Genomic DNA, 12947 nt, shown 5'->3' with positions numbered 1-12947 from the left:
CACATTTGCAACGTACAGCAATCGGCATATTCTCTAATCCAAGCAATCGTAAATGAGGAGTCGCATAGTTAGTTCGATGGCTTAGGCAGCCATCCACAAAGTTTACTTATTGTCGTTACCAATGAGCCGCAATACAACTGACAAGCAGATTGAAATGAGCTGGCTCACAAAATTTCTTGCAGTTCGCCGCTATCGGTTAGCTCATGGCGAATGCTTCCCCATCTTCCCTTGGAGCTTGCTGGTAACCATAGGGTTCCATCGAGCACGACGCACGCCCTTGGCTCAACGATCGAATTGCACTGGAGTAACCAAACAATTCTTTGAGCGGGGCATGAGCAACGATCATGGTTGCCGCTCCGCGATTGTCCGTCTTTTCGATCAACGCGCGACGTTGCTGCAAATCGCCAACAATTTCACCCATATATTCGTCGGGCGTCATGATCTCTAGGCGCATCACCGGTTCCAGCAAAGCGGGCTGGCCGTCTTGTAAGCCCTGATCAAAGGCGTCGTTGGCTGCGATACGAAACGCGACTTCGTCCGAACCGGTTTCTGCAAGTTCGGCTGCTAGCAAGCTGATACGGAAACCTGTCAACGGGAACGATCCGATCATGCCACCCCCATCGGCGCGGTTGCGCAGTTCTTCCAACACCGATTGCCGCAGGTTCTCTGGCAGCATTTTTTCCGGCGGCATACGGTCAAGTACTATGATGGGTTTGGAAGGATCTTCCAGCGGTTCCACGCGAAGTGTTAATCGAGCGAACATCTGGTTGCCACCCACCATGCGATTGCACTGACCGGTCACTTCTGCAGCACGCTCGATCGTCTCGCGATAGCTGACGCGTGGTTTATAGAATTTCACATTCAGATGAAAATCACGCGTCAATCGGTTCTTGATCACTTCCAGATGCAGTTCGCCCATTCCGCTGATCAACGTTTGGCCGGACTCTTCATTCTCGACCGCTTTGAAAGTTGGATCTTGGCGTTTCAGCATCTCTAGCACCTCGGCCAGCTTCTTTCGTTCGGTCGTATTTTCTGGCTCAATGGCCATCGACAAAACGGTTTGCGCGAACTGTATCGAAGGCAGCTCGATGGGGCTGCGCGTATCGCACAGAGTGTCGCCGGTGATGGAATCGCGCGGGCCTACAGCACAAGCAATATCACCAGCCTCCAACGCCTGAATTTGTCCCTGTCGCTCTTTTTTGGTAGCGTGGATTTGCCACAATTGAGCGACGTTCTCTTTCTTGTCGCGGTTTGGATTGAGTAATCGGGAGTTGGAATCCAACCGTCCAGAGTACATGCGAATCCAATATAAGTCGCCCGTTTTGGCAGGCAGGATTTTAAAGACCAGCGCACAGACCGGCTCGTCCGTGCTTGGGCTGCGAACTAATACTTTATCGCGTTTCTTCGGATCGACGCCTTCGACGGGGGGGCGGTCCAACGGACTGGGTAGAAATGCATTGACGGCGTCAAGCAACGGTTGCACACCCGCACCGTGTAATGCAGAACCACATACGACAGGCTGAATTTTCATGGCAATAGTTGCCGAACGCAAAACCTGATAGATCTGTGACGTGGAGATTTCTTGCTCGTTCATCGCAAGTTCCATTAACTGGTCGTCATGCGGATAAAGCTTCTCTAACATTTCCGCACGCCAGACGTCGGCATCGTCTTGCAGTTCGGCGGGTATGTCTTGCACGACGATCGTCTTGCCTTTGTCTTCCGCATCGAAAGTCATGTACTTCATCTGCACCAAGTCGATCACGCCCCGAAAAGGTTCGCTGGTATGAGCAGGCCCCATTCCGACAGGAATTTGAATCGGCACGGGATTGGCGTGCAGCCGAGGGCCGATCTCCTCCAACACTCGGTAGAAGTCGGCTCCCTCACGATCTAACTTGTTGATAAAGACCAATCGTGGAACATTGTACTTGTTCGCTTGACGCCAGACGGTTTCGCTTTGAGCTTCCACTCCTTCGCGAGCGCTGAAGACGACAACTGCACCATCCAGTACGCGTAGGCACCGTTCGACCTCGGCTGTAAAATCGACGTGGCCAGGCGTGTCGAGCAAGTTGATTTGGCATTCTTTCCAGCGGAAGGTCACGCAAGCGGCAAAGATCGTAATGCCGCGTTGTTGTTCTTCTGGATCGTCATCGGTCTCGGTCGTCCCCGAATCGACTGCCCCCGCTCGATGCTTGGTACCGCTCATGTACAGCATTTGCTCGGTGACGGTCGTTTTGCCCGCATCGATGTGTGCGATGATGCCGATATTTCGTAAACTTCGTAGATCTCGTGCCATGAAAAACTCTGGATGTGACTCCGCGTCCTGTAAAAATTGGCAAAATCCATTGTGCCGCCGTCTGTCGGTGGTTTAACCTTGCCGTTATTAAAACGCTTCTTGTCAGAATTCCTAGACCATAGTCCTTGTAATGAATCGGAACCCGCTCAACTCGCAGATAGCCAAAGCGATGGCAATCGACGCCGGATTCGATGATTGCCGGGTGGTCGCTGCAGCCGAAGCCCGCGGATTTAGCCATTTGATTCGTTGGTTAGACGCGGGTTACGGTGGTTCGATGGCTTATATTCGCAACCGCCAGGAAGCGTATCGTCATCCAGTCGGCGTATTGTCCGAAGTTAAATCTATTCTCATGATGCTCACTTCGTATCATCATCCAGAAGCTAAAGAGCACCGTGAAACGGGTGAAAACGATGCATCCAGCCCTACTGAGCCAGTGGTGTCTCACGCCGCTTGCGGTCAAGTCGCACGCTATGCGGCCGGCGGTGAAGACTACCACGACGTGTTGCATTCAAGAATGAAGTCTTTGATCAAACAGTTGAACGCAGTTGAGCCGGATGCAAATTTTCGTGGGGTCGTCGATTCCGCCCCCCTATTGGAGCGGGAGTTCGCTCAGCGAGCGGGCATCGGTTGGATCGGCAAAAACACAATGTTGATTTCACGAACCTGGGGCAGCTACTTTTTCCTGTCCGCCATTCTCAGCACGATCGAGTTGGAGTCTGACGAGGCATTTGCGGCTGACCACTGCGGCACCTGCCGGGCTTGCCTGGACGCTTGTCCTACCAACGCTTTCGTGCAGCCGCATGTGCTTGATGCAACCAAATGCATTAGCTATCTGACAATCGAGAATCGATCTGCGCCTCAGATGCAACTACGCCCCTTGATGAAGGATTGGGTCTTTGGCTGCGATGTTTGTCAAGAAGTATGTCCTTGGAACCGCAAGGCCAGATCCGCAGCCACCTTCCAATTTCAACCTCGAGAGGATTTGCGACAGTTGGACCTTGAGAGCATCCTGTCGATGGATGAGAGTGAGTTCCGTGACCGCTATCGCAAGACACCCCTTTGGCGAGCCAAGCTAGCGGGGCTTCAACGCAATGCATTGATTGCAATGACCAACCAAAGATTACCCCAAGCTGTCACATGGGCAACACGTTTGCTGCAACATTCCGATCCAAACTTACGCATTGTGGCTGCCTGGGCGTTGGGCCAACTGCCAGCGATCCACAGCCTCGCCAAACTTCAGGCTTGCAAGCTCACCGAAGCAGACCAAGCTGTCTTGGCTGAAATTCAAATGGCCATGGCGCTGCTTGAAACGTGGGAAGGTAGCTTGAGTGTCCGATAACCGGAGTATTGTCGAGATTGGGCGGCCCTGCATTAAGCACAGCTTGCCAACAGCCCGGTGTTTCGCGTCGCGTGCGACGGACCATCAGTCTGGCCGCAACTTGGAGCCGTTCTGGTCCTTGCCTAGTGCATTGCGTGATCCAAATCTCGAATTGGTCGTATGTCACCCACAACAGAATTCCCCATGGAGTTTGAAATGGTGGGCTCGACAACTGACCAAGCGCACTTGTTTGCAAGGCCGTTTGCCACTGGTGTCGTTGGTAGCGCCGCAACTGACGCGACTGGCCAAACACACGCCTATGGCAGTGATTGATCTGGAAGATAACCGCTTCATCTCTCGAGCCGACCTCTATCTGCTGGACCGCTGCAAAATATGGTTCAAACGTGAACTGCCCGTCGATCAATGGCAGGTCTTTATGAGGACGGCTCATCACGCAGTTCCGACGCAGCGATATCGAACGCAAACAAGAAATCTCGCGAGACTAGCCAAACTGCGTCCGCTGCCACTGGGCATTCGGCCGGGCACTCAAGAGTACTTTCCCAGCGAGCCTGCTGTGAAAAAGTCGGATATCTTTTTTGCGGGACTAAGCGAAGGTTCTTCGACGGTCCGTCAGATGGGGATGGCGGCCATGAAGAAACTGCAGGAGTTGGGATACAAGGTAGATATTCCTACTCAAAGTCTCAATACGATCGAATTCTTGCATCGAGCTGCTTCGGCATATCTTGTCTGGTCGCCTGAGGGCTACGGTTGGGATTGCTTTCGGCATTATGAAGCGGCAGCTTGTTGGTCTGTGCCTTTCATGAACCAACCTACGATTATCCGCTACGAACCGTTCCGTGAGGGTGCTCATGCCGTGTACTATCAACCAGATGCAGACGAATTATTGAATACAGCGATACGTGCGTTATCGAACAAACAGCAATTAATAGAGATGGGGCATCGCGCCCGCGAACACTACTTGCGTTATCACAGCCCAGAAGCGATTGCAAAATACGTTATCGACACAACGTTATCGGTCACTAACGCCGGCTTGCAATGACAACCAACCCGGCAACAGCTTGACCATGCTCGTGTCGGAGCACTTCTTCTGCAACATGAACCAGGTTAAGCTGGGCCCGCTGTAATGCAGTCGTGACGTACTCTTTGGTATGTGCATAGCGACCGTGCGGCAACAACTTGAATTCTAGCGTCACGGCGGTTTCGGCTTGCTCTACCGTAAAAGCGAAATGACCATCGGGCTTGAGCGCTTGGCAGGCAGCTTGAAAAGCCTCGTCCAGTACGCCGAAATAACACAGCGTATCCGCACAGAAGATCAGATCGAATTGGTTCGAATGTTTCGATAAGTACAAAGTCAGTTCTGCCTCTTCTAGCTGATCGTACACTTTCCCTCGAGCAGCCAAACCTAGCATATCAGGCGACAGGTCCATGCCAACTAAAGTGGATGCGATGGGGCGTAAAAGTGAAGCGGCCAAGCCTGTACCGCACCCAGCATCCAAGACGTGCAGATTTTCTAAAGTGGAGACATGCTCGCGTAAATGATCGATCAGTAGTTGCGGAGCACGATAATTCAGTCGTGACAGTTGGTCGTCAAAAACTGTTGCGAAGGAACGGTCGAAGGTTTGTCTTATGTAGTCGTCGTGACAGCGCGCAGGGGGCTTAGCGCCTTGATGCGCTGCCAAACAATGTTCCGCAGTGGCGTTGCCTGGTTCATGCTCCAGCCAGTCTTGCCATACAAGGACGGCGGACTCCGGTTGCTCGATCTTAATAAATGCCCGGGCAAGATTTTCGCGAGCGTTGGCCAAATCGGGGTCCAACGTGATAGCGATCTTGTAGTACTCAATCGCTTCTTTGAATCGACCTAGATCGTATAGGGCGTTCGCAGTGTTGTAGTACATATCGGGATCGTTGGGCGTTTCCTTCAGCAGGCAGCACAACAAGTCGTAGGCCTTTTGATACTGCTTCAACTGCATCCACAAATTGGCAAGATTATTGCGTGAGTAAATCGAATCGGGTTCGATCTCCAACGCAGCCTGATACTGGACGACGGCTGCTTGTAATTGGCCTTTATCTTCAAGAGCGATGGCGAGATTGTAATGATAGTCTTCCACTTGTGGAGCAATGGCAATGGCTTTTTGCCAGGAAGCAATTGCTGACTCCAGTTGCCCTTGTTGCGCGAGTGCGACCGCTTGAAAATGCCAAAGTACATCATTCTGCGGCGATTCTTTTAACGCCTGCTCGCAGATCTGTTGTGCTATTCCGAATTGATGGTCGTTCAGTTGACCGACTATTTCATCATGTAGACTGACCGAGCCCATGTTGGATCGCCCCGCTAGGAAGAAGTACGCAAAGCCAATATGCGTATTTGTAACATCTCCCGAAGAGGAGCTTGAGGGCTGCCTGCGATTTCTCGGTCCAATGGACGGTCTTTTTCAATCCGCCAGCGCAAAGGCCGCCATCCGCATTTCACCAGTCGATCGGACCGCGCGGCCAGCCAATGACCCATCCAACGCTCGCAGTTCTACGATGTCGTATGGCCAAGCTCGTTGCAGTGCTTGCAGCATGCGTGTTCGATGAGCTGGTTCAAGTCGAGAGAAAAAATCGGAGTGCACTTGGACTTCTGCGATGTTACCCAAACCAGAGACATTTCCAAAAAGGTCTGCGTTGACAGAACTTTCGAGAGACTGAATGACTTGCTGCAGTCTCGCTCGGGCGACGGTGGGATGAATGACAGCGGCCTCTCTTGGAGGATTGCACGCGGAACTGCAGCAGATCACGATACCCAGCGAGGCTACGGCTGTTCCCTTCATCCACTTCACTTCCTGTTTGATCATGATTACTCGCTAGTGAAAGTCAGGGCAATTCAAGTCTGCCACTAACTGCTGGTAAAATCGGCACAACCCAACCTTGGAGGAAAATCTGCGCACACTCGCTGCTTTCCTGCAGCCGAGCTTCAATCTCCTCACTCAAGCTATAGCACGTGCTGTCTGGCAAGGCGGGAGGTTGGCAGGTGAACTGCATAACTTCGCGTGAAATACTGCCGGGGGATTTCCGAACACCGAGGACGGAATACCGTATTTCCCTCTATGGCATTGCAAACGCGAATCCCAACCTCAAACGACAAAGTTCTGGATATAATGCCAAGTGCAATTCCGACAATATCCTCCATAATCTCCCGAACATGACCAACCAAACTCGCCTATCGCTCGCCGCCCTGCTTATAGTTTTTGCCAGTTGCAATCTCTTTGGACAAGACCGAGGGATCGCCGATTTTCCTAAACTGGACGCAAAGGCCGATTGGCCGTGGTGGCGCGGCCCCGAGCGAAATGGCCAAGCCGATGCCAGCAGCCAACCACCAGTACAATTCAGCGATACGCAGAATGTAAAGTGGAAGACGCCAATCCCAGGTCGAGGTCACTCATCCCCGATTGTGGTGGGTGATAAAGTCTTTCTCGCTAGTGCTAACGAACGGACACAAACGCATGCCGTCATCGCTTACGATAAATCTAATGGGCAACAATTGTGGCTACGAGAAGTGAACCGTGGCGGTTTCCCTGAAAGAAACCATCCCAAAAATACCGAAGCAAGTCCGACACTGGCCAGCGACGGAGAGTTGATCTTTGGCGCATTCTTTCATCACAAGCAAATCGAACTAGTAGCACTAGACCTGCGTGGAGAAAAATCTTGGTCAGTGAAAGTCGGCCCGTTTAACCCGACTCGCTATGAATATGGTTATGCCCCTTCTCCGGTGCTTTATAAAAAATCGGTGATTGTTGCTGCTGAGCATGATGGGGAAAGCTATATCGCGGCATACGACCGCAACAATGGCAAGCAGCTTTGGCGAATTCAACGCCAGGCGAACATTACGTTTTCTTCTCCCGTTATCGCTCATGTCGCAGGACGTGATCAACTGCTGATCAGTGGAGCTGGAACTGTTTGCAGTTACAACCCAGACAGCGGCCAACAATTGTGGCAAGTCCAAGCGACGACGGCCGCGACATGTGGCACTTTAGTTTGGACGGACGACATGGTCTTTGCCAGTGGAGGTTACCCCGATGCAGGCACTTATGGGATTAAAGTCTCTGGAAACGGAGCAAAAGTTGTCTGGCAGAATAATCAGAAATGCTACGAGCAATCGATGATCCAGATCGACGGTTATTTGTATGCCCTGACCGATGGCGGCGTACTGTACTGTTGGCAAGCGAGCGACGGCGTTGAGCAATGGAAGCGTCGTTTGGCGGGGCCGGTCAGTGCTTCTCCAATTTATGCAAACGGTTTGATCTATTGGGCCAATGAAGCAGGTGAACATTTTGTGTTCCGCCCCTCGGCAGCTAAATATGATCAGGTTGCAGTAAACCGTCTGGGTGATGAAGCGTTCGCAAGCCCCGCGACTTCAGGGAAAAATCTGTTTTTGCGGGTTGCGCAGCAGACCGCTCAAGGACGACAAGAGTTCCTGTATTGCTTCGAATAACGCTCTTGAGGTCGTTTCAAGCCTAATCTGCGATTCCGAGTTGAAACTTATTCTTTTGCCGGTACGACCGGAATCGTCACGCCAAGCAGAACATTGACGCGTCCTCTTTTCTTCCTTCCAAGCTCGGTCGATACCAACTCTCACATGGAACCCCTTGCATGTTGATGCATGGGATACTTTACAGTCTACGGGAGTTACAACACGATGGTGCAATTGGAGAGCAGCCGTGACGATCTCATTCGCAGTTGGGTGGACAAAACCTTAAGCTGCGAGAACGACCTCGTACCCGGCGCGTTCCCTTTGACTGAACAAATCATCAACAAGCAGGGCGCGCTCTGTGGCAGATTGTACTGCCTGCATGGGCCTCGTAGCGTTCGACTAGTTGCCGTTCATGATTTTTCCAGTGACCGAGTGCTTACCTACGATTCGCAAGGAGTGCGAACAGGTGAGAGGTCGGTAACCGAATTACTCAGCGAAGAACTTGCAAGTCATAGCTAGTTCCGCAATCGATTAAAACTCACTTTTCCTACACTTTATCAAGCCCGCACAACCGTTAAAAGTTGTGCAGTACAACGACAACATTAGAAACGGAATTCTCATGCTGATCATCAGTCGCCGCCAAACCGAAACGATTTCGCTCGGCAACAACATCACCTTAACGATTGTGAAGGTTAGCGGAGAGAAAGTCCGAATTGGCGTTGAAGCTCCGCCGAATATGAAAGTCTTGCGAGCGGAACTGGATACTGAAGATGCTGTATCGACCATTCCGTTCCCAACTATCGCTAAGGAACAAGCTGCTGCTGAGCAAACATCGTCGGACATTGCCAAGTTCCGCAAAGCAGCGTAGGCACTAGCAAAATGGCATGCGGGCGTCCGCATGCCGTAAGAAGTGCCGGAATTTCTTGAGATGTACGCAACTGATAGCGTTTGCATTCGATAACTTAGCTTAGAACCGGATACTCCGGATCTTGTCTCTGCTAAGGAATTGGTCGAACTCATGTGGCATCTCTCCTCAAAATACAGCCGACGCGTCAGCTTTCCCATATACGATCGATCGACCAGCAGTCTGTCACTCGCTGGTCGATCCAGTGTACTCTGCGTCGCAATGGCGATCGCTTGCGTTCAGCTCGCTGCGTTCACACAAGCGGAAGACCAACCGGCCGTAGCAAGTGCTTTGGGTTCAATCTTTAATCCTGCTTTGTCGCCCGACGTCAAAACGATGGGACTTGCCCAGCGTGTGAACTTCGTCGACATGGTCAAGGAGATCCAAGGCGACTTGGAACTGGTGCTGGTCGTGGATGCGACGGAGAGCATGGAGGAGCAACTGGTGGGGATACGAAGCATGGTCCAAACCATGCTAGAAGATCTCCAACGAACTTTGGGGACACACGTGAAGTTTCAGTTGCTAGTGTTTCGCGACGTGGGACACGACGGGCCAGTTCTTCGCTGGCCATTGACCGCAAGTGCAAATGCGTTTGTCAGCGACCTCAAGCAAATCGAAGCTGCGTTACAAGAACTGCGGCCTGGATCGGGAAGCCCCTATTTTCACGAGCCAGTCGATCTAGCGTTGTATACCGCTTTGACCGCTTTGCCTTGGTCACAGGAGCCAAAGGATAAACGCTGGATACTATTCATCGGCGATGCTCCTCCGTTGCCCAGCGGTTTCAGCGAACCGGAGTATCAAGCCAGTCGCTCGCATTCGGACCAGCAATTGATCTCCATTGCAAATGAGAAAGACATTTCCATCCATGCGATTGTTTGTCCTACGCGAACTGCGGATGAAGCGATCTACCAAGAAGTGCTGGATGACCTGTTGTCGTTTTGTGGGAATCTTACGACGCAGACCGGCGGCCTTATGCTCGATTTATCCGATCCCAACGTGTTAAGTGCCGTTTCGTCAGCAGCCGAGCAAGCTGTTACCAGCTACACCGCGATTGAGCCGATTACGCAGGCCGAGATTGACGCCTACAAGACGCAGCGATTGGCCAAGGCCAACGGTACGCTCAAAGACGTCCGAATTGCCGTTTTGCCCCATCTGCCCATCGATCAGATGGACTTTTCGCGACGCAATCCTGCTGTGCTGTTGGCCGACGAAATGCGAGCTCAACTTGATGACGCCGGAATGGATACGGTCTATCTACATCAGTTGGAACGAGCGTTCTATCGTTACGCACGCAAGTCGAAGACAGCGGAGGAGCTTTTGCAGCAAGTCGCGCTAGCGGTCAAAGCTGATTATGTTTACTGGGGACGATTCACCTCGGGCGATCCTGCTTCCATCCAGTCGGGAGTCTTCGAATTAGCGACATTGCAATTCACTGCCGTGCCAACTGTCCGTTCACGCGAGGCAAGTCAAGCAAAGCTTTGTTCGGCTGTCTTGCAGGCGATCACTCAGCATGCCAAAACGAATACTCGACTAGCAAGTTTTGCAGCTTTCTCGCCCACGGGCTTTAAAACTCGATTGGTCAGCAATACACCAGAAACGGAACGGCTGATGGCCAGCGCTCGCTTGGCGCTGGAGCAAGCCATCGAGCTTTCCGTGAATGATCCTTTGTCGCTGGAGCTATATACCGCGGCCGAAAAGGATTTGCTCGAAGCGTTGCGATTGGAGTCAAGCAATCCTGTGATCCATGCGATGCTAGCGAATGCATACTTCGGTCGATATCAAATTGCTGCCCGAACGACCAGCGACGAGCAGGAGTCGTTGATCCGGTCTGCCACCAGAATTGCGTTGGAAGCGTTTCGTTATCGCAATCGAGCGGTCGCGTCCGATGCGTTGGAGATTGAAGGCGATGTTCGCTTCTATCAAGGACGTTTTCAAGACGCCGCGAGCGTCTACGAGGATTTAGCTGCTAGCGCCGATGGCAGCGAGCAAACGCGGCGCGCTCACTGGATGCTGGCCGGTATCTACGCTGGGGATTGGGGCGTTCTCGAAGCGGTCCCAGATCTGGTTGATCACGAGAAAGCTCGCTCGCATGCCAAAGCGATTTTGGCATTATGGCCAGAATCACATGAAGCTTCCATGTTGAAACGGCAGTTGGCGTGGAGCGAGAAGGCAGGCAAAACGTTGTCGCCACATCTGCCAATCCATAGAACCAACGTCCCACTCGCTCCATCCGCAGATTAACGCGAGGCCATCGATCGCTTCTTCTTGTGTGACCGCAACACGGTTCAACGGACAGTTTGCTGGCGGGGCCGCGGAAGACTTATGGCCGTTGGTACGATTGCCTAAGTTCCATCCAACACGGTACGCGATGGCGTTGGCAAAGTTTGCTTTACCAATTCCTGCTGGTCAGGCAGCAAAGCAGAAAACTTCATGCGAGCGATCGTTGCTTCGTTTCTTGCGGCATCCAAATCGCCTTTGACGGTCGCTTGCCAATACAATGTCGCGTGATATAGGACATCGATTACCGAATCTACATTTTCAACGCGTTTGATTTTTTTCAGATGAATGTCTGCCTCTGCAACTTTCTCCAATGACAACGCGTGCCATGCAAGGTGCAGCCAAGCTTTCATGCAATAGCTTTCTGCTACCGGAGAAGACGCGTTGGGTGGAAAGAACAATTCTACGGCAGACCAATAAGCTGGCGAATCTTTGAGCAGCGCCAGCACATACTGTTCTTGAACTGTCGCTTTGCGTTCGATTCCCAATTGCGTAGGGGTCAGCTCAGGCAATACATTCTGGATTGGTATCGAAGCCGTGATGCTATAAGCGATCCAACCGGCCAGCAAGCTAGCGGACACAACTCCCATCGCCAGTAATTGCCGACGACGACGTATGGAGATAAACAGCCGCTGAGCCACAGCCGCTTTGTCCAGTGCAGCAGTGTGTTCTCCGCCGACAGTCGGTGAATCAACGACAACATTGGGCAATGGCAGCGGACGGTCTGTCGGTAATGGAGCGGGCAGGTTTTCTGCGACCTCACGTAACGCGCGATTCAGTTCATTTGGCGATACGAATCGATCCTCGACTTTTTTCGCCAACAGCCGGTTGACAATGGATACTAATTGCGGAGGCAAGTCTGGCCGCAACTTTGTCAGATCAGGTGGCTTGTTTTGCACATGCTGTACGGCAAGTGCGAGAGCGGTTTCGCCTTCGAAGGGAGGTCGACCCGTCAGCATATGGTAAGCGGTGACACCCAAAGAGTAGAGATCGCTGCGAATGTCGACCTGCTGACCTTGGACCTGCTCGGGGCTCATGTAAGTTGGAGTGCCCAGCGCGATGCCCACTTCGGTCAAATTCTCCTTGCTTGAATGGGCACGCGACAGACCGAAGTCCGCCACCTTCACTTCGCCATCGGGAGTCAACAAGATGTTGTCAGGTTTGATATCGCGGTGAACAATGCCGATACTGGCGGATTTCGACAGGGCAGCGGAAATCTGCATCAAGATCGAGACGGTTTCATCGACCCGCAGCGAGCGGACGCGTTGGATATAGTTTCGCAGTGTACAGCCCGCAATGTATTCCTGCGCGATGTACTGCAGGTTTTGCTGCTCACCAACATCGTACACTTGGACAATGTTCGGATGCACCATCGACGCGGCAGCACGCGCCTCTTGCAAGAAGCGTTTCACATGGTCGGGCGAAGCCGCCAAGTCCACTCGCATGACCTTGAGCGCAACGTGGCGATGGAGATTCTCTTGAAATGCAAGATATACATCCGACATTCCGCCGCTGCCCAAGCGGTGCAAAATGCGATACCCCCCGAGCGTACGATTGGTGAGATCGACTCGGTCCATTGCACGAATGGATTCCTTCGACGAGTTGCTAGTCAAGCTTTCTATGGTCCTTTGCCAGACAACTGATTTCTACTGTTCTTCCGCACGATTGGTAGAGCATCAGGTAATCT

10 protein-coding genes are annotated in these 12947 nt (G+C 52.3%); 6 read left to right on the top strand and 4 right to left on the bottom strand.

Annotated features, from left to right (window positions below; all coding sequences use genetic code 11):
* Positions 1 to 196: 196 nt before the first annotated feature.
* Positions 197 to 2293 (bottom strand): elongation factor G, encoded by a 2097-nt coding sequence (fusA, locus tag SH302x_RS22290; protein ID WP_479364954.1) that lies wholly within the window; start codon positions 2291 to 2293, stop codon positions 197 to 199.
* A 130-nt stretch (positions 2294 to 2423) separates the two neighbouring features.
* Between fusA and queG the strand changes: the two genes are divergently transcribed.
* Positions 2424 to 3632 (top strand): tRNA epoxyqueuosine(34) reductase QueG, encoded by a 1209-nt coding sequence (queG, locus tag SH302x_RS22285; RefSeq protein WP_479364952.1) that lies wholly within the window; start codon positions 2424 to 2426, stop codon positions 3630 to 3632.
* On the top strand, positions 3622 to 4671 hold the full coding sequence (locus SH302x_RS22280; RefSeq protein ID WP_479364951.1) for a glycosyltransferase: 1050 nt from the start codon (positions 3622 to 3624) through the stop codon (positions 4669 to 4671). Before queG ends, SH302x_RS22280 begins: the two co-directional genes overlap by 11 nt.
* On the opposite strand, the gene SH302x_RS22275 is transcribed toward SH302x_RS22280, so the two are convergent.
* Positions 4652 to 5947, bottom strand: coding sequence for a tetratricopeptide repeat protein (locus tag SH302x_RS22275; protein WP_479364950.1), 1296 nt, complete (start codon positions 5945 to 5947; stop codon positions 4652 to 4654). The two genes, SH302x_RS22280 and SH302x_RS22275, sit on opposite strands and share 20 nt — an antisense overlap.
* Positions 5948 to 6061: 114 nt before the next feature.
* Positions 6062 to 6463, bottom strand: coding sequence for a hypothetical protein (locus tag SH302x_RS22270; protein WP_479364949.1), 402 nt, complete (start codon positions 6461 to 6463; stop codon positions 6062 to 6064).
* Between the two features lie 347 nt (positions 6464 to 6810).
* Here SH302x_RS22270 and SH302x_RS22265 point away from each other — a divergent pair, with 347 nt between their 5' ends.
* From SH302x_RS22265 to SH302x_RS22250, 4 genes are all read left to right on the top strand, one after another.
* Entirely contained in the window at positions 6811 to 8100 is a 1290-nt protein-coding gene (locus SH302x_RS22265) for an outer membrane protein assembly factor BamB family protein (RefSeq protein WP_479364948.1), read from the top strand.
* Positions 8101 to 8268: 168 nt separating this feature from the next.
* Positions 8269 to 8598 carry a hypothetical protein gene (locus tag SH302x_RS22260; RefSeq protein ID WP_479364947.1) on the top strand — a complete coding sequence of 110 codons (330 nt, stop codon included), beginning with the start codon at positions 8269 to 8271 and terminating at the stop codon, positions 8596 to 8598.
* 100 nt (positions 8599 to 8698) lie between these two features.
* Complete coding sequence (locus SH302x_RS22255; protein WP_479364946.1) at positions 8699 to 8947, top strand: carbon storage regulator; 249 nt, start codon at positions 8699 to 8701, stop codon at positions 8945 to 8947.
* A 150-nt stretch (positions 8948 to 9097) separates the two neighbouring features.
* Entirely contained in the window at positions 9098 to 11224 is a 2127-nt protein-coding gene (locus SH302x_RS22250) for a vWA domain-containing protein (protein WP_479364945.1), read from the top strand.
* 101 nt (positions 11225 to 11325) lie between these two features.
* Here the strand turns inward: SH302x_RS22250 and SH302x_RS22245 are convergent, their stop codons facing one another.
* On the bottom strand, positions 11326 to 12873 hold the full coding sequence (locus tag SH302x_RS22245; protein WP_479364944.1) for a serine/threonine-protein kinase: 1548 nt from the start codon (positions 12871 to 12873) through the stop codon (positions 11326 to 11328).
* Positions 12874 to 12947: the final 74 nt, after the last annotated feature.

This window comes from Njordella calcicola, from assembly GCF_056494125.1.
This window is presented reverse-complemented; position numbering and strand designations above follow the sequence as displayed.